The organism is Herbaspirillum sp. FG34, assembly GCF_057809315.1.
Window position 1 is genome coordinate 50,928 of the sequence record NZ_JBMDJS010000003.1, and the last position, 16,542, is coordinate 67,469.

Annotated in this window: 15 protein-coding genes; 9 read left to right on the top strand and 6 right to left on the bottom strand. The window is 63.7% G+C overall.

The window, feature by feature from the left end:
- The first annotated feature begins 52 nt into the window (after positions 1-52).
- The 4 genes from ACODSZ_RS04420 to ACODSZ_RS04435 all read left to right on the top strand — a co-directional run bounded on the left by ACODSZ_RS04420 (position 53) and on the right by ACODSZ_RS04435 (position 3,782).
- Positions 53-1,204, top strand: a complete 1,152-nt coding sequence (locus ACODSZ_RS04420) for a VanZ family protein (RefSeq protein ID WP_175344851.1) — start codon at positions 53-55, stop codon at positions 1,202-1,204.
- Positions 1,205-1,271: 67 nt separating this feature from the next.
- Entirely contained in the window at positions 1,272-1,598 is a 327-nt protein-coding gene (locus tag ACODSZ_RS04425) for a (2Fe-2S) ferredoxin domain-containing protein (protein WP_175344852.1), read from the top strand.
- A 77-nt stretch (positions 1,599-1,675) separates the two neighbouring features.
- The gene (locus ACODSZ_RS04430) at positions 1,676-2,338 is read left to right on the top strand and encodes an alpha/beta hydrolase (protein WP_241821259.1); all 663 of its coding nucleotides are present in this window, start codon (positions 1,676-1,678) and stop codon (positions 2,336-2,338) included.
- Positions 2,339-2,627: 289 nt separating this feature from the next.
- A complete protein-coding gene (locus tag ACODSZ_RS04435; RefSeq protein ID WP_175344854.1) occupies positions 2,628-3,782 on the top strand; it encodes a D-alanyl-D-alanine carboxypeptidase family protein in 1,155 nt (384 codons plus the stop codon).
- 150 nt (positions 3,783-3,932) lie between these two features.
- Here ACODSZ_RS04435 and ahpF read toward each other — a convergent pair whose 3' ends face one another.
- Entirely contained in the window at positions 3,933-5,534 is a 1,602-nt protein-coding gene (gene ahpF, locus ACODSZ_RS04440) for an alkyl hydroperoxide reductase subunit F (RefSeq protein ID WP_008332866.1), read from the bottom strand.
- 171 nt (positions 5,535-5,705) lie between these two features.
- Complete coding sequence (gene ahpC, locus ACODSZ_RS04445; RefSeq protein WP_008332872.1) at positions 5,706-6,269, bottom strand: alkyl hydroperoxide reductase subunit C; 564 nt, start codon at positions 6,267-6,269, stop codon at positions 5,706-5,708.
- Between the two features lie 357 nt (positions 6,270-6,626).
- Here ahpC and ACODSZ_RS04450 point away from each other — a divergent pair, with 357 nt between their 5' ends.
- Positions 6,627-7,079 (top strand): acyl-CoA thioesterase, encoded by a 453-nt coding sequence (locus ACODSZ_RS04450; protein WP_488927115.1) that lies wholly within the window; start codon positions 6,627-6,629, stop codon positions 7,077-7,079.
- A 379-nt stretch (positions 7,080-7,458) separates the two neighbouring features.
- On the opposite strand, the gene ACODSZ_RS04455 is transcribed toward ACODSZ_RS04450, so the two are convergent.
- Both ACODSZ_RS04455 and ACODSZ_RS04460 read right to left on the bottom strand, forming a co-directional pair.
- Complete coding sequence (locus tag ACODSZ_RS04455; protein ID WP_488927116.1) at positions 7,459-9,327, bottom strand: phosphoenolpyruvate carboxykinase (GTP); 1,869 nt, start codon at positions 9,325-9,327, stop codon at positions 7,459-7,461.
- A 387-nt stretch (positions 9,328-9,714) separates the two neighbouring features.
- On the bottom strand, positions 9,715-10,605 hold the full coding sequence (locus ACODSZ_RS04460; protein WP_488927117.1) for a LysR family transcriptional regulator: 891 nt from the start codon (positions 10,603-10,605) through the stop codon (positions 9,715-9,717).
- A 198-nt stretch (positions 10,606-10,803) separates the two neighbouring features.
- Between ACODSZ_RS04460 and ACODSZ_RS04465 the strand changes: the two genes are divergently transcribed.
- On the top strand, positions 10,804-11,811 hold the full coding sequence (locus ACODSZ_RS04465; RefSeq protein ID WP_488927118.1) for a zinc-dependent alcohol dehydrogenase family protein: 1,008 nt from the start codon (positions 10,804-10,806) through the stop codon (positions 11,809-11,811).
- Between the two features lie 125 nt (positions 11,812-11,936).
- The gene (locus tag ACODSZ_RS04470) at positions 11,937-12,923 is read left to right on the top strand and encodes a D-2-hydroxyacid dehydrogenase family protein (RefSeq protein WP_488927119.1); all 987 of its coding nucleotides are present in this window, start codon (positions 11,937-11,939) and stop codon (positions 12,921-12,923) included.
- Here the strand turns inward: ACODSZ_RS04470 and ACODSZ_RS04475 are convergent.
- Complete coding sequence (locus ACODSZ_RS04475) at positions 12,901-13,665, bottom strand: hypothetical protein (RefSeq protein ID WP_008332891.1); 765 nt, start codon at positions 13,663-13,665, stop codon at positions 12,901-12,903. The genes ACODSZ_RS04470 and ACODSZ_RS04475 overlap by 23 nt on opposite strands.
- Positions 13,666-13,872: 207 nt before the next feature.
- On the opposite strand from ACODSZ_RS04475, the gene ACODSZ_RS04480 reads away from it, so the two are divergent.
- Positions 13,873-14,358 carry an asparaginase domain-containing protein gene (locus ACODSZ_RS04480; RefSeq protein ID WP_008332892.1) on the top strand — a complete coding sequence of 162 codons (486 nt, stop codon included), beginning with the start codon at positions 13,873-13,875 and terminating at the stop codon, positions 14,356-14,358.
- Between the two features lie 26 nt (positions 14,359-14,384).
- Here ACODSZ_RS04480 and ACODSZ_RS04485 read toward each other — a convergent pair whose 3' ends face one another.
- Positions 14,385-15,287 carry a LysR family transcriptional regulator gene (locus ACODSZ_RS04485; RefSeq protein WP_299530724.1) on the bottom strand — a complete coding sequence of 301 codons (903 nt, stop codon included), beginning with the start codon at positions 15,285-15,287 and terminating at the stop codon, positions 14,385-14,387.
- A gap of 163 nt (positions 15,288-15,450) precedes the next feature.
- On the opposite strand from ACODSZ_RS04485, the gene ACODSZ_RS04490 reads away from it, so the two are divergent.
- Positions 15,451-16,500, top strand: coding sequence for a YeiH family protein (locus ACODSZ_RS04490; protein WP_008332895.1), 1,050 nt, complete (start codon positions 15,451-15,453; stop codon positions 16,498-16,500).
- Positions 16,501-16,542 lie beyond the last annotated feature (42 nt).

The following is a 16,542-nucleotide window of genomic DNA, read 5'->3' on the forward strand; positions in this document are numbered from 1 at the left end:
AGACGATGGCCGGCAGCGACCACCTCTTGCGAAATCGGTTACCCTCTGGCCCATGCCCGTTCCACCCGACTCCCGCTGCGAGCCTCCTGCTGCCCCGGCCAGTGCGCCGGCGGCCTCCTCGTTCGCGCGCGTGAGCCTGCTGGTCTATACGCTGCTGATCGTCTATGCCAGCTGGTATCCCTTCTCCGGCTGGCGTGACATGGGGCTCATGCCCTTTGATTATCTGGGCGCGCGCCTGCCCTACTACTGGACCGTGTTCGATGTCTGGACCAACGTCGCCGGTTACGTGCCGGTGGGCCTGCTGCTGGTACTGGCCCTGCATCCGCACCTGCGTCCCTGGTGGGCGGTGTGGCCGGCCATACTGGCCGGCACGCTCCTGTCGGCCTGCATGGAGGCGGTCCAGACCTATCTGCCGACCCGTGTACCCTCCAACCTCGACCTGTTGACCAACGCGCTGGGCGTGGCCCTGGGCGCCCTGCTGGGAGCAGCCTGCAGCCGTTATTTCCTGCACGAGAGCCGCTTCCTGCTGCTGCGCCGCCGCTGGTTCTCCAGCGAAGCCAGCCGGGGCCTGGTGGTGGCCGGCCTGTGGCCGCTGGCGCTGATCTTTCCACAGAATCACCTGTTCGGTCTGGGCCACCTGGTGCCGCCGCTGTCGGCCTTGTTCTCCGATCTGTTCGATACCCCCATCGACCTGGCCACCACCTGGCTCAACAGCGTGCAGCCGAGTGCCGAACAATACTGGCTGGCCGACGTCATCGTCACCGCCTGCGGCCTGACCGGCGCGGCCCTGCTGGTGCTGCTGCTGATGCGGCGTCAGGCTCCGCGTCGCCGGCTGGTGGCGCTGTACCTGCTGGCCTGCATCGCCACCAAGTCACTGGCCTGCGCCCTCTTCTTCGCACCGCAGAACGCCTTCGTGTGGATTTCGCCCAGCGCCGTGGGTGGCATCATGCTGGGGACCATGATGATCGTCGGGCTGGCCTGGGCGCCGCCCACGGCACAGCGTCGGGTGGCCGCACTGGCGCTGATTCTGAGCCTGATGGTGACCAATGCGGTCCCGGCCAATCCCTATTACATTTCCACGCTGGAAACCTGGGTGCAGGGCAAATTCCTCAACTTCGACGGCGCCGCGCAGTTCCTCTCGGTGCTGTGGCCCTTCCTGGCGATCTGGTTCCTGCTCCATCCGGTGCACCGCAGGCCGGCTTGAGCGAGGTGTATCATTGACGCTTTGCCGGCCCGCACCGGCACCGTCGCCACTCTCCACAGGTCATCCCATGAGCGATCAAGAGCAACCCTTCTACGAACATCACGTCTTCTTCTGCCTGAACCAGCGCCAGCCGGGCGAACGTACCTGCTGTGCCGACAAGGGCGCGCAGGCGGCCCAGGAACATGCCAAGAAGCGCATCAAGCAACTGGGCCTGTCCGCGCCCGGCAAGGTCCGCATCAACAAGGCCGGATGCCTGGAGCGCTGCGAGGAAGGCCCGGTCGTGGTGATCTACCCGCAAGGCACCTGGTACACCTACGTCGACAATGAAGACATCGACGAGATCATCGACAGCCACATCGTCGGCGGCAAGGTCGTGGATCGCCTGAAAATCTGACGATATGAAACTTTGAGCATGCTGCGGCCCGCCATGCCCGTCGCAGCAAGCTTCCCTCATCCGTTTTCCCGCACGCCATGAACGTACATACCCAACACTTCCAGATCGCCGGTGCCGTCGGCCAGCTCGAATGCGCGCTTGATCTGCCGGACCCCGAGCAATTTGCCGCGCCGGTCGGCCTGGCCCTGGTGGCCCATCCGCATCCGCTCTACGGCGGCACCATGGACAACAAAGTCGCGCAAACCCTGGCCCGTACCTTCCTGGCGCTGGGCTACGTAGCGGTGCGCATGAATTTCCGCGGCGTGGGCAAGTCCGAAGGCGTGCATGACCATGGCGCCGGCGAGACCGATGACATGGCCCTGCTGCTGCAGCACATGCGCACCCAATATCCCGAGCTGCCGTTGGCGCTGGGAGGATTCTCCTTCGGCACCTTCGTCCAGGCGCAATTGCAGCAGCGCCTGTTGCAGCAGGATGCGGCCAGCGCCGCCGAGCGACTGGTACTGGTGGGCACGGCGGCCGGAAAGTGGCCCATGCCACCGGCACCGGCCAATACCATCCTGATCCACGGCGAGCAGGACGACACCATTCCCCTGTCCGCCGTGCTGGACTGGGCGCGCCCTCAGGAGCTGCCGGTCGTAGTGATTCCGGGCTCGGATCACTTTTTTCACCGCAAGCTGCAACATATCAAAAATGTCGTGGTCGAAAGCTGGCATCGCCGCCCGGCGCAGCTTCAGGCCTGAACGTTTCCAACAAGTCCGACGTCCATCCCGAAGCCATGGCGGCGCTGCGCGAGGCGAGCCCAGGGCGCCATGCCGGTATCGTGAGGGGATTTTCGGGGATGAAGATTCATTCAATTGGGAACGATGCCGCATGACGTTTTATAATTCAGTGCGACCAGCCAGTCAGAAGCAGCGAGCCTTTGCCGGGCTGTTCGCACTGATTGAACCCGACTGATCCGTCCTGCCTCACCCTCTTTTCAAACCAACAGCTACGATGTCCCCCCGTGCTGGCAATTTTTCTTAGGCACCGATGAAAAAGCTTCTCGCGGCATTCGCCGCAACCGTCCTTTCCCTTTCCGCCGTCACCGCCTCCGCCCAAAGCCTGCCGCCGCCGACCGTGGCGGCCAAGAGCTGGCTGCTGCTCGATGCCTCGGCCAACCAGGTGATCGCCTCCAGTGAGGCCGACACCCGTGTGGAACCGGCCTCGCTGACCAAGCTGATGACCGCCTATCTGGCCTTCGCCGCGCTGCGCGACAAGCGCCTGAGCCTGGAGCAGGAAGTCAATGTCTCGGTCAATGCCTGGAAGGTTGATCCGAGCAGCTCCAAGATGTTCATCGAGCCCAACAAGCCGGTCTCCATCGACAATCTGCTCTATGGCCTGATCTCGGTGTCGGGCAACGATGCCGCCGTGGCCGTGGCCGAAGCGGTCTCCGGCACCGAAGACGCCTTCGTGCAGCTGATGAACCGTGAAGCCCAGCGCCAGGGCCTGACCAACACCCATTTCAGCAACCCGCATGGTCTGCCCAGCCCGGAGACCTATACCACGGCGCGCGACCTGTCGATTCTGTGCCGCAACCTGATCAACGACTTCCCCGACTATTACAAGCGCTACTACTCGGTCAAGAAGTTCACCTACAACAACATCACCCAGCCCAACCGCAACCGTCTGCTGTGGCTGGACCCGACGGTGGACGGCATGAAGACCGGTCACACTTCCAGCGCCGGTTATTCGCTAATCACCTCGGCCCATCGCCCGGTGCCCAACGGCGAGCGTCGCCTGATCTCGGTGGTGATCGGTACCGTCTCCGACGCGGTCCGCACTCAGGAGAGCCAGAAGCTGCTCAACTGGGGCTTCCAGAACTTCGATGCCGTCAAGCTCTACGCCAAGGGCCAGGCCGTCGACACGCCTGACGTGTGGAAGGGTTCGCAGAGCAAGATCAAGGTCGGCTTCAAGAACGACGTCTACATCACCATCCCCAAGGGCACGGCCGACAAGGTCAAGACCAAGCTGGAGCGCAATGATCCGCTGATCGCCCCGATCTCGGAAAACGCCAAGGTCGGCACCCTGAAGGTGACCATCGACGACAAGACCGTGGCCGAACTGCCGGTGATCGCACTGGAATCGGTGGGCCCGGCGGGCTTCATCGGTCGTGCCTGGGATTCGCTGCGTCTGATGTTCAAGTAATCGAGCCACAGGCAGTTGCACCATGCAAAACGCCATCGGGAAACCGATGGCGTTTTTTCATGCCCTCGTGCGAGCTTCGTCCGCGCAAAAAAAAAACGCCACCGTCTCAGCGGTGGCGTTTCAACTTGCGGACTTCCAGACTGAGCTGGCTCAGGCAGCCACGGCTTCCTTGGCCACTGCCGGGGCCACGTCATCGGCCGACGAACGGATCAGGTGATCGAAGGCCGACAGGGCTGCCGTCGCACCTGCACCCACGGCGATGACGATCTGCTTGTACGGCACGGTGGTCACGTCGCCTGCGGCGAAGACGCCCGGAATCGAGGTCTGTCCCTTGGCATCGATCTCGATCTCGCCGTGTTTGGACAAGGCCAGGGTTCCCTTGAGCCATTCGGTGTTGGGCACCAGGCCGATCTGGACGAACACGCCTTCCAGTTCCACATGCCTGATCTCGCCGCTCTCGCGCTCCTTGTAGCTGATGCCGTTGACGCGCTGGCCATCGCCGGTGATCTCGGTGGTCTGCGCCGAGGTCACGATGGTCACATTGGGCAGGCTCTTCAACTTGCGTACCAGCACGGCATCAGCCTTGAGTTCAGCTGCGAACTCGATCAGGGTCACATGGGCGACGATACCGGCCAGGTCGATGGCCGCTTCCACGCCCGAGTTGCCGCCGCCGATCACCGACACGCGCTTGCCCTTGAACAGCGGACCATCGCAGTGCGGGCAATAGGCCACGCCCTTGTTCTTGTATTCCTGCTCGCCCGGCACGTTGACGTTGCGCCAGCGGGCACCGGTGGAGAGGATCACGGTCTTGCCCTTCAACACGCCGCCATTGGCCAGCTTCACTTCGATCAGCTTGTCGCCCGGCACCAATGCCTCAGCGCGTTGCACGTTCATGATGTCGACGTCATAGGCCCGCACGTGCTGTTCCAGCGCGGTCGCGAATTGCGGACCTTCGGTTTCCTGCACCGAGATGAAGTTCTCGATGGCCAGCGTATCGAGCACCTGCCCACCGAAACGCTCGGCCACCACGCCGGTACGGATGCCCTTGCGCGCTGCATAGATGGCAGCGGCTGCACCGGCGGGGCCACCGCCGACGATGAGCACGTCGTACGGCTCCTTGGCGCTCAGTTCTTCACCCTTGCGGGCAGCGGCACCAGTGTCGAGCTTGGCGAGGATCTCTTCCACACCGGTACGGCCCTGGCCGAAGACTTCACCGTTCATGTAGACGGTCGGCACGGCCATGATCTGGCGTTGCTCGACTTCTCCCTGGAACAGTGCGCCATCGATGGTCACCGACTGGATGCGCGGATTGATGATGGACATCACGTTGAGCGCCTGCACGACTTCCGGGCAGTTCTGGCAGGTCAGCGAGACGTAGGTCTCGAAGCGATAGTCGCCGTCCAGGTTCTTGATCTGCTCGATGACCTTGTCGTCGAGCTTGACCGGGTGGCCGCCCACTTGCAGCAGGGCCAGCACCAGGGAGGTAAATTCGTGGCCCATGGGGATCGCGGCGAATTCGACGCTGATGTGGGTCCCGGGGCGGTTCAGTTTGAAGGACGGGGTACGTCCCTGGGCATCGGCACCGCGTTGCTCGACCAGCTTGATGCGGTCCGACAGCAGCACGATGTCTTGCAGGAGTTCCTGCATCTCACGGGACTTGGCGCCATCATCGAGCGACGCGACGATCTCGATCGGGTGGCTGACCTTTTCCAGATAGGCCTTCAATTGGGTCTTGAGATTGGCATCAAGCATGATGATTACTTCCTCGTTGAGAGATTCTAGGGTCGCCCTGACCACGGCCTCGCCCTTGTGGGGGTCGGCCGCTTGCCCGGGGGGAGCGGGTCAGGACGGATACTGCGGGATATTCAGTGCAGCGCCAGCCGGAGAACAGCGCTTGGCTGGCGCGATACGGCGGGATGTTGCTTAGATCTTGCCGACCAGGTCCAGCGACGGCTTCAGAGTGGCGGCGCCTTCTTCCCACTTGGCGGGGCAGACTTCACCCGGGTGCGATGCGACGTACTGGGCGGCCTTGACCTTGCGCAGCAGTTCCGAAGCGTCACGGCCGATGCCGTTGTCATGCACTTCCATGACCTTGATTTCGCCTTCCGGATTGATCACGAAGGTGCCGCGCAGTGCCAGGCCTTCTTCTTCGATCAGCACTTCGAAATTGCGTGCCAGGGTCGCGGTCGGGTCGCCCACCAGGGGGTACTGGACCTTCTTGATGGCTTCCGAGGTGTCGTGCCATGCCTTGTGAGCGAAGTGGGTGTCGGTGGACACGCCGTAGATTTCAACGCCCAGCTTCTTGAATTCAGCGTAGTTGTCGGCCAGATCTTCCAGCTCGGTCGGGCACACGAAAGTGAAGTCGGCCGGGTAGAACACGAACACGGACCACTTGCCCTTCAGGGTGGCTTCGGTGATGTCGACGAACTTGCCATCGTGGTAAGCGGTTGCCTTGAACGGCTTGATAGTGGTGTTGATCAGGGACATTGTCGATTTCCTTTTAAAGGGGGGTTGAGTGAAGCGATGGGATGAATAGTAGAACGCCCAACAAAATAGATCAATTTTATTTAATCAATACTTTTGATTGGATTTAACTATCAGTCTTGAGGATCCGGCTATCGGCAGCGCCGGCGAGCGCAAACGGCGCGGTCACCACAAACACATGGCGTCGGCCCGCGCAGATGCAAGCACGACACTGGCCAATTGCCAACCATGATCGCTTAAGATGGAACACTTCCGGCAGCGCCCTGCAGCGGGCACGACCGGAAGTGGAAGCAATGTTACTGCAAGCACGCCATTCTTGTGCAGGTGCACAAGCCGACCAATCCTGACTCTGATGAACCGATGAGCGAGCACCGTCCCCAACCCGGCCGCCGCGCCGATTTCCCGCATTTTCACGCCATTGCGACGCGCTGGATGGACAACGACGTTTATGGCCACGTCAACAATGTCATCTACTACAGCTGGTTCGATACCGCCGTGAACCATTACCTGGTGCAGCAGGGTGTGCTGGATATCGAGCGGGGAGAAGTGATCGGGCTGGTCATTGAAACGCAGTGCAACTATTTCGCTTCCGTCGCTTTTCCGGACTTGATCGAAGTGGGTGTTCGGGTGGCGCATCTGGGCCGCAGCAGCGTGCGTTACGAGCTGGGCATCTTCAAGGCGGGTGAAGACACTGCCGCAGCGCAAGGCCACTTCGTGCACGTGTACGTGGATCGTGGCAGCCGCAGGCCGGTGGCGTTGCCGGAGGCATTGCGGGCGGCGCTCATGCCGCTGACCTTGCTGATGCCCGGGTGAGCATTCAGGAGAAGCGCCACCTCACAGATCAGCGAACCGCGGCAGCAAGAAAAGAAAACGCCCGCCGCATCACTGCGGCAGGCGCTTCCTGTCTTCTCCGAACCGGTCAGCTTCGGGCCTGTTCCCACTGAATCTGCGAGTGCGAGAGGTCGCCAAGCGTTGACTGCCTAGGCGCGGCGACGCGCCGTGGTGGTGCCACGGCAAGGAGCTGCAACAACGGCAGGCGACGCTTGGCGGCCTCTCCCGGAGGGTTGCCCCCAGAAGGCGCGCTGGCCGCGTTGCACGTCAGGGCTGGTGGCACCACCACCAGCCCTGACGCGCGCCTTGCCACCACGCCTTCTGGGGGCAACGCATCTCGCAGATTCAGTGTGAACAGGCCCTAGGCTGCCAGCTTCTTCTCCAGCTTGTCCTTGACACCTTGCAGTTCAGCCGGCAGCTTGTGCTTGAGCTTGTCGAACAGTTCCGCATGCAGCTCCAGTTCCTTGACCCAGGCGGCCTTGTCGATGGAGGTGATGGTGGTGAACTGTTCGGCGCTGAAGTCCAGGCCTTCCCATTGCAGGTCATCGAAGCGCGGGGTGAGGCCGAACAGATGCTCGACGCCGCCAGTCTTGACGCCCTGCGGATCCTCGATGCGGTCCAGCATCCACTTCAGCACGCGCATGTTGTCGCCGAAGCCGGGCCAGACGAACTTGCCGTCGGCATCGGTGCGGAACCAGTTGACGCAGTAGATCTTGGGCAGCTCGGCGGGCGAAGCAGCGATCTTCTTGCCGATGTCCAGCCAGTGCTGGAAGTATTCGCTCATGTTGTAACCGGCGAACGGCAGCATGGCGAACGGATCGCGGCGCACCACGCCCTGCTGGCCGACGGCCGCAGCGGTGGTTTCCGAACCCATGGTCGCGGCCATGTAGACGCCTTCAACCCAGTTGCGGGCTTCAGTCACCAGCGGCACGGTGGTGGAACGGCGACCACCGAAGATGAAGGCCGAGATCGGTACGCCGGCCGGATCGTCCCAGGCCGGATCGATCACCGGGTTCTGGGTGGCTGCGACGGTGAAGCGGGCGTTCGGGTGCGCTGCCTTGCGGCCGGTTTCCTTGCCGATTTCCGGGGTCCAGTCCTTGCCCTGCCAGTCGATCAGGTGCGCCGGCGCTTCCTTGGTCATGCCTTCCCACCAGACATCGCCATCATCGGTCAGCGCCACGTTGGTGAAGATGGTATTGGCCGACACCGAGGCCATGCAGTTGTAGTTGCTCTTTTCGTTGGTGCCCGGGGCCACGCCGAAATAGCCGGCTTCCGGGTTGATGGCATACAGGCGGCCATCGGCGCCCGGCTTGATCCAGGCGATGTCGTCACCGATGGTGGTGACCTTCCAGCCGCCGAAGGCCTTGGGCGGGATCAGCATGGCGAAGTTGGTCTTGCCGCAGGCCGAGGGGAAGGCGGCGGCCACGTAGTGCTTCTTGCCTTCCGGGGATTCCACACCCAGGATCAGCATGTGCTCGGCCAGCCAGCCCTGGGCGCGGCCCATGGTGGAGGCGATGCGCAGGGCGAAGCACTTCTTGCCCAACAGCGCGTTGCCGCCGTAGCCCGAACCGTAGGACCAGATCTCGCGGGTTTCCGGATAGTGGACGATGTATTTGGTGGCATTGCACGGCCAGGCCACATCCTTCTGACCAGCCGCCAGCGGCGCGCCCACGGTGTGTACGCAAGGCACGAACTCGCCATCGCTGCCCAGCACGTCGTACACGGCTTTGCCCATGCGGGTCATGATGCGCATGTTCACCGCCACATAGGGCGAGTCCGACAGTTCCACGCCAATGTGCGCGATGGGCGAACCCAGCGGACCCATCGAGAACGGCACCACGTACAGGGTGCGGCCGGCCATGCAGCCGTCGAAGAGACCATTCAAGGTCTGGCGCATCTCGGCCGGATCGGTCCAGTTGTTGGTCGGGCCGGCGTCTTCCTTGTTCTTGGAGCAGATGAAGGTGCGGTCTTCCACGCGCGCCACATCCGACGGATCGGAACAGGCCAGGTAGCTGTTGGGACGCTTGGCTTCGTTGAGCTTCTTCATGGTGCCGGCGGCAACCATTTCCGCGCACAGGCGGTCGTATTCTTCCTGCGAACCATCGCACCAGTAAATGCGAGCCGGCTTGGTCAGCGCGGCGATTTCGGCGACCCAGTTGATCAGTTTCTGGTGTTTGACGCAGGCGGGCGCATTGACTGCGGGAATGCCTGCCATGAGGGGTTGGTTCATATGCTACCTCCAATGCCACAAGTTGATGAATTCGGTTGGCACGGCAGGATCGTCGTTGCACGGAGCCGGCGGGATGCACACGCCAGTCGGCAGTACGGCGGTCTTGTCGGTGGCGACCGGCTCAGAGAGCCCGGTCACCCTGCCCGCCCCCTTGCTGGCGGCGGGTTTTGCTCACTCTTCGACAGTCGAGAGTGCAGGAAAGTGGCAGCGATTGTACCCCGATAAAACGGAATTTACGCAAATTTGTAGCGAAAAATACCCGACTTATGTAGTAGGTAATTACAAATCAAAAAAAATCTGTTTTTTCATTACTGTGCCGCATAACAGCAATTCCAGGACAATCCGCATGAATACTGGATTTGCGCGGCATTGCGGCAGATCAGCCATTCACACCGTGAATATCTCCTGTAAAAAGGCGACGAAAACTTTCACCTTGGCCGTCTCCCGGCGTGTCGGCTGGTAAAGCGCCACGATGTCCGGACCGGGCACTTGCCATTCGGGCAGCACCGGCACCAGGCTGCCCTCCTGCAGGGCCGGATCGAGGGTCACCGACATCTGCTGGATGATGCCGCCGCCAGCCTGCGCGGCGGCCACCATGGATTCCACGTGATCCATGGCCAGCAGGCCCTTGGGAATATGCGAGCTTTCAACGCCGTCACGGCCAAAACGCCAGGGCTTGACCATGCGCGTACGCGGATTCATGAAGCCCAGGCAGGCGAACTGGTCCAGCGCCTCCGGCGTCTGCGGCCAGCCGTGCTGCTGCAGGTAGGACGGCGCCGCACAGCACAGGTAGCGGGTAACGGCCAGCTTGCGCGCCACCATGCCCGAGTCGGCCAAGGTGCCGATGCGCACCAACACGTCCAGTCCCTCTTCCACCATGTCGACCATGCGGTCGCTGACGGTGACGCGCAGTTCCAGCTCGGGATACTGGCGCAGGAAGCGCGGCAGCGCCGGCGCCACGTAACGCCGGCTGATGACGCTGGGCAGGTCGACGCGCAGCAAGCCAGCGGGGCGCGTATCGGAGGCCCGCAAACCCGCCTCCAGCTCGCCCATGTCGGCCAGCAGCCGCAGCGCCTGCTCATGGCAGTGACGCCCCTCTTCGGTGAGCGACATGCTGCGCGTGGTCCGATTGAGCAGGCGCACCTTGAAATGCGCCTCCAGTGCGGCGACGTGGGTGGTCACCGAGGACGTGGACATGGAAAGCTTTTCAGCCGCACGGCTGAATGCCCCCGCCTCGACTACGGTGCAAAAGACCTTGAGCATATCCAGTCGGTCCATGGTGTTCTCCCTGTGCTGTCGTTATCAGTGCGCTGATTCTAGGCCATGGCGCCCTGCCGATTATTCGCCGATGCGCAATTCTGACTTTGGCGCCGCCCGCTTTTTCGGCGCAAGGCAAACCGGGAGACTGCGTGCATCGACCTGCCGCGCTGCGGTGAGGCGATGCTTCCACCACCCAGACCATCATCAGGAGTCATCATGTCCAACGCCCCTTCCCTCATGCAAGCCGCCCTGCTGACCCAGTTCGGCACCGCGCTGTCGATTGCCCCCATCGAGGTACCGACGCTGCGCCCCGGCCAGGTGCTGGTACGCATCGCCGCCAGCGGCGTCAATCCGCTCGATACCAAGATCCAGGCCGGCAACGCCGCCCACGCCCAGGCCCGCCTGCCTGCCATCCTCGGCATCGACCTGGCCGGAGTAGTCGAGGCGGTCGCGCCTGGCGAAACGCGCTTTGTCGCCGGTGACGAGGTCTATGGCATGACCGGCGGCATCGGCGGTGTGCCCGGTTCGCTGGCCCAGTTCGCCGCCGTCGATGGCGACCTGCTGGCCCACAAGCCGCGCAGCCTGGACATGCGCCAGGCCGCCGCCCTGCCGCTGGTCTTCATCACCGCCTGGGAAGGCCTGGTCGAACGCGCCCGCGTACAGCCCGGCCAGAAAGTGCTGGTGCATGGCGGCGCCGGCGGGGTCGGCCACATTGCGGTGCAGATCGCCCGTGCACTGGGTGCCGAGGTCTATGCCACCGGCAGCGCCGAGCAGAAGGACCTCATCGAGAGCCTGGGTGCCACCGCCATCGACTACCGCAGCCAGCAGGTGGAAGACTACGTGCAGCAATACACCGACGGCCAAGGCTTCGACGTCATCTATGACACCGTCGGCGGCGCGACGCTGGACGCCTCCTTCGCCGCGGCCCGCCGCTATGTCGGGCACGTCGTCAGCTGCCTCGGCTGGGGCGCACACAAGCTGGCGCCGCTGTCCTTCCGGGGTGCCACCTATTCGGGCGTCTTCACGCTGCTGCCCCTGCTGACCGGCGAAGACCGCGCACGCCATGGCCAGATCATGCGCGAAGCCGCGCGCCTGGCCGATGCCGGAAAATTGCGGATCCTGATGGACGAACGCCGCTTCACCCTGGAGCAGGTCAACCAGGCCCACGCCCTGGTGGCCGAGGGCCAGGCGCGCGGCAAGCTGGTCATCGACATCGGGTTTTGACTGGCGGGGAATCGGCCCAGGCAGCGCCGCCCGTGCCGAATCCCGGCAATCGCTTTATGATGGACGCCCACGCCGGCCACCCAGGTGGCCGGTTACCGCCCCACAAGAGTGCCAGGAGACTTCCCATGAAAATCGCCATCCTCGACGACTACCAGGATGCCGTGCGCCACCTCGATTGCTTTGGCCTGCTCGACGGCCACGACGTCAAGGTCTTCACCAACACCGTGCGCGGCATCGGCCAGTTGGCCGCCCGGCTGGCACCGTTTGACGCCGTGGTCCTGATCCGCGAACGCACCGCCCTCACCCAGCCCCTGCTGGAAAAACTCCCCCTGCTCAAACTGATTTCCCAGACCGGCAAGGTCAGCGGCCATGTGGACGTGGCCGCCGCCACCGCGCGCGGCATCGCCATCGTCGAAGGGGTGGGGGACCCCACCGCACCGGCCGAATTGACCTGGGCCCTCATCATGGCTGCCATGCGCCGCGTGCCGCAATACTGCAGCGCCCTGCGCGCGGGCGCCTGGCAGCAGGTCTCGCCCACGCCGCATCACAATCTGATCGGCACCGCCCTCAAGGGCCGCACCCTGGGCATCTGGGGCTACGGCAAGATCGGCAAGCTGGTGGCCGGCTATGGCCGCGCCTTCGGCATGCAGGTAGTGGTGTGGGGACGCGAGGCCAGCCGCGAGCAAGCCGTCAAGGATGGCCTGCAGGCCGCAGCCAGCAAGGAGGATTTCTTCGCCCAGGCAGACGTGCTGAGCCTGCACCTGCGCTTGAACGACGCCACACGCGGCATCGTCAAGGCCAGCGACCTGGCCCGCATGAAGCCGACCGCCTGCTTCGTCAACACCAGCCGTGCCGAACTGGTCGAGGCCGATGCGCTGGAAGCAGCCCTGCAAGCCGGCCGCCCCGGACTGGCCGCGCTGGATGTCTTCGAGCGCGAGCCGCTGCCGGTGGATTCAGCGCTGCTGAAGATGGACAACGTGGTGGCCGCCCCGCACCTGGGCTATGTGGAAAAAGACGGATATGAACTTTATTTCCGCGCGGCCTTCCAGAACATCGTCGACTACGCCGCCGGGTCGCCCAGGAACGTCCTCAATCCTGAGGCTCTGGGGTGATGCGGTGAATGGTTTTGACCGGCGGGTCATAGGTCAGCTGGGGCATGGCCCCGGCACGCTTCCACAGGTGCCGCCAGCCCGGCGGCCAAGGTAGCGGCGGCCCGGCGTATTCGGGAACATTGCGCCGGATCGGGATCACCGGCAGGTGTTCCGGGATGCTGCCGTTGCTGTGCCAGCCGAGGCTGAAGGCGTAATCCGGCAAGAGCGTGGCGCAGACCAGCTCGAACCAGCTGGCGTGGGCCTCGTCCTCGCCCAGCGCCTGGGCCAGTCCTTGCGGGTCGAACTGGGCCAGCAGGCGCGCCAGTTCCTCGGGTGACGAGGAGGGCCCATCGCCCCAGCCCATCACCGGATTGAAGTTGTAATCGGCCCCCGAGCCATACCAGCCTTCGCGCCAGGGCCGCTCGATCCAGTTGCGCGGGCCGCTGAAGAGATGCCAGCGCCAGTGCAGTCCGGACGGCTTGGGCCAGCTGTACAGATACAGGCGCTGATAACCGGCGCGATGCAGCTCGCGCACCATGGCCATCAGGCGCGCATGCGGCATGCGATCCGGCGGGGCACGGCGGAACAGGATGGGCGTGCCATCGGCGTGCTGCACTTCGTCCGACGACAGGTTCAGGTCCAGGGTGCGCACCTCGCTGCCGAAGCGCGCAGAAATCCAGCCCGTCATCAGGTTGACGAGCACGATCACGCCATAGCCGCGATGGCGGTGGAAGATGACGGTGCCGGGTGCCAGAGGTTTCATATCCGGTCCATTATAAATGTCCTGAGAAAATCGCTCCGGGCCAACCAGTCTCCCGGCATAAATGAAGCTTCCTGCGTGTAAGATAGCGCCTGCCAGCGGCCATTGCGGCGGCTATCCGGGGGGAAGCGGCTGGCACGCGGCGTCCGGGAGCGCATCTTGCTTATCCCGCGATGTGAACATTTTTGACCAGTTGGAAGATAGGAACCCATGAGCCTGCGCATCATCGCCACCGGCGGCACCTTCGACAAGCACTACGACGAAATCGCCGGCCAGCTTGGCTTCAGTGAAAGCCATTTGCCGGACGTCATCGCCCGTGCCCGCATCACCACCGACGTCTCCCTGGAAACCCTGCGCCTGCTGGATTCGCTGGAGATGCAGGACGGCGACCGCCAGCGCGTGCTGCAAGCCTGCCAGGCCTCGACGCAGCAGGCCATCGTCATCATCCACGGCACTGACACCATGCAGCAGACCGCCCAGGTGCTGGGCCCGGCGCTGACCGACAAGACCGTGGTGCTGACCGGCGCCATGATCCCCTACGAGATCGCTAACTCCGACGCCTTCTTCAACTTCGGCTTTGCCTGCGGCGTGGCCCAGGTGCTGCCTCCGGGCGTGTATGTGGCGATGAATGGCCGCATCTTCGCCTGGAACAAGGTCGCCAAGAACCGCAGCGCCGGCGTGTTCGAACCGATCTGATCCCGGTAGTGAGCAGGTTCCGCCCTTCAGCGCGGTGCCTGCCGCTGCGCCCAGGCGCGGCAGAACGACAGCAGCGCCGTCAGGCTGGGCGACGGCGCCCGGTGACGGCTGACCACCATGTAGAAATGCCGGCGCAAGGTCGGCAGGGGCGTGTCCAGTTCGACCAGCTTCCTCGATTCGATCAGGTCTTCCACCACCGAGCGTGACAGGCAGCTGATGCCCAGCCCTTCGGCGGTGGCGCGCTTGATGGCTTCCGAATTGCCGAACTCGAACGACGAGGGCAGGTAATGCAGGTAGGGAATGAGCGCATGCTCGACCGCCTCGCGCGTGCCGGACCCGGCCTCGCGCAGCAGCCAGTCGGCCTGGCGCAGCATCTTCAAGGTGATCTTGCGGCGCGCACGGACAAGGGGATGCCTGGGGGCCGCGACCACGATCAGTTCATCGGTCATCCACGGCTCCACCTGCACATCATCGGCGTGGCAGGGGCCTTCGATCAATCCCGCATCGACCTCGAAATTGACCACCGCCGCCACGATATCGGCCGTATTGGCCACCAGCGCCCGCACCCGCGCACCGGCATGCACCCGCCGGTAGGCGGCGATCATGGCCGGCAGCAGATAGCTGCCGATGGTAGTGGAGGCCCCCAGATGCAGATCGCTGCCGGCCGCCGGATCGCTGAACTGACGCTCGATGGTCTGTGCCGCGTCCAGCATGTGGCGCGCCTGGGGCAGCAACTGACGGCCACTGTCGTTCAACACCAGCCGCTTGCCGACGCGATCAAAGAGCTGCACGCCCAGCAGACTCTCCAGCTCGTTCAATGCCGCACTGGCGGCCGACTGCGACAGCGCCACCAGCCCGGCCGCCGCCGTGGTCGAACCGGACTGGGCCACGGCCAGGAAAATCTGCAATTGCCGCAAGGTGATCCGCATCGATGACTCCTTTCATGATTCCCGACGGCCGGGAGCGCGCAGAGGCCGGCCCGCCATCTACCCATTGAACAGGTAGATATTAGCAAAATAACTCGTTTTTCTTTTAATTGCACGACGCGTACAGTGCACTCCATCGACAGCAACGACCTTTTTGGAGAGCCTCATGCGTACCGCCATCCAGACATCCCCCCTGCATCCCGCCGCCGCCGGGCTGGCGCTTTCGGGCGCCGTGGCCTGGGCCGCCATGCGCCTGGGCGACATCGGCTGGCTGCAGAACCACGGCTTCTCGGCGCTGACGGTGGCCATCGTGCTGGGCATCGTGATCGGCAACACCGTCTATCCACGCCTGGGTGCGTACTGCGGCGAGGGCGTGCGCTTCTCCAAGCAGACCCTGTTGCGCGCCGGCATCATCCTCTACGGCTTTCGCCTGACCTTCCAGGACATCGCCCACGTGGGACTGGCCGGTGTGGCGATCGACGCCGTCATGCTGCTGTCCACCTTCGGTCTGGCCTGGCTGGTCGGCACCAAGCTGTTGAAGCTGGATCGCGAAGCCGCGCTGCTCATCGGTGCCGGCAGCTCCATCTGCGGTGCCGCCGCCGTCATGGCCACCGAGCCGGTACTGCGCGCACGCAGCGAGCAGGTCACGGTGGCGGTCTCGACCGTGGTCATCTTCGGGTCACTGGCGATCTTCCTGTATCCGCTGCTCTACACGCTGCAGGGCGAAGCGATGTGGGGATTGCGGCTGCCGGACTTCGGCGTCTACATCGGTTCCACCGTCCATGAAGTGGCACAGGTGCTGGCTGCGGCCCGCTCCATCGACCAGCACACGGCCGACGTGGCCGTCATCACCAAGATGGTCCGCGTGATGATGCTGGCGCCCTTCCTGCTGATGCTGTCGATGAAGGCGGCACCGTCCCTTTCCGGTCACCAGCATCAGCACCGCAAGCTGTCCATTCCGTGGTTCGCCTTTGCCTTCATCGGTGTGGTGGTATTGAACTCCTTCTTCCCGCTGCCGGCCCAGGTCAACCAGTTGGTGCTGCAAGCCGATACGCTGATGCTGGCCATGGCCATGGCGGCCCTGGGATTGTCCACCCACCTCTCGGCACTGCGCAGTGCCGGCATGAAGCCGATGATCCTGGGTGCGATCCTGTTCGCCTGGCTGATCATCGGTGGGGCCCTGGTCAATGGTGCACTGGGACGCCTGCTGGCCTGAACCTGAAGCCCCGACACCGACACCGAAGAAAAAGGCGCGGTC

What these genes read in the sequence shown, in the direction of transcription:
- ACODSZ_RS04425 (WP_175344852.1), top strand. Translation starts at nt 1,272, where the DNA reads ATGAGCGATCAAGAGCAACCCTTCTACGAACATCACGTCTTCTTCTGC.
- ACODSZ_RS04435 (WP_175344854.1), top strand. Translation starts at nt 2,628, where the DNA reads ATGAAAAAGCTTCTCGCGGCATTCGCCGCAACCGTCCTTTCCCTTTCC.
- ACODSZ_RS04470 (WP_488927119.1), top strand. Translation starts at nt 11,937, where the DNA reads ATGAAAATCGCCATCCTCGACGACTACCAGGATGCCGTGCGCCACCTC.
- ahpF (WP_008332866.1), bottom strand. Translation starts at nt 5,534, where the DNA reads ATGCTTGATGCCAATCTCAAGACCCAATTGAAGGCCTATCTGGAAAAG.
- ACODSZ_RS04475 (WP_008332891.1), bottom strand. Translation starts at nt 13,665, where the DNA reads ATGAAACCTCTGGCACCCGGCACCGTCATCTTCCACCGCCATCGCGGC.
- ACODSZ_RS04450 (WP_488927115.1), top strand. Translation starts at nt 6,627, where the DNA reads ATGAGCGAGCACCGTCCCCAACCCGGCCGCCGCGCCGATTTCCCGCAT.
- ACODSZ_RS04490 (WP_008332895.1), top strand. Translation starts at nt 15,451, where the DNA reads ATGCGTACCGCCATCCAGACATCCCCCCTGCATCCCGCCGCCGCCGGG.
- ACODSZ_RS04430 (WP_241821259.1), top strand. Translation starts at nt 1,676, where the DNA reads ATGAACGTACATACCCAACACTTCCAGATCGCCGGTGCCGTCGGCCAG.
- ACODSZ_RS04420 (WP_175344851.1), top strand. Translation starts at nt 53, where the DNA reads ATGCCCGTTCCACCCGACTCCCGCTGCGAGCCTCCTGCTGCCCCGGCC.
- ACODSZ_RS04465 (WP_488927118.1), top strand. Translation starts at nt 10,804, where the DNA reads ATGTCCAACGCCCCTTCCCTCATGCAAGCCGCCCTGCTGACCCAGTTC.
- ahpC (WP_008332872.1), bottom strand. Translation starts at nt 6,269, where the DNA reads ATGTCCCTGATCAACACCACTATCAAGCCGTTCAAGGCAACCGCTTAC.
- ACODSZ_RS04455 (WP_488927116.1), bottom strand. Translation starts at nt 9,327, where the DNA reads ATGAACCAACCCCTCATGGCAGGCATTCCCGCAGTCAATGCGCCCGCC.
- ACODSZ_RS04485 (WP_299530724.1), bottom strand. Translation starts at nt 15,287, where the DNA reads ATGCGGATCACCTTGCGGCAATTGCAGATTTTCCTGGCCGTGGCCCAG.
- ACODSZ_RS04480 (WP_008332892.1), top strand. Translation starts at nt 13,873, where the DNA reads ATGAGCCTGCGCATCATCGCCACCGGCGGCACCTTCGACAAGCACTAC.
- ACODSZ_RS04460 (WP_488927117.1), bottom strand. Translation starts at nt 10,605, where the DNA reads ATGGACCGACTGGATATGCTCAAGGTCTTTTGCACCGTAGTCGAGGCG.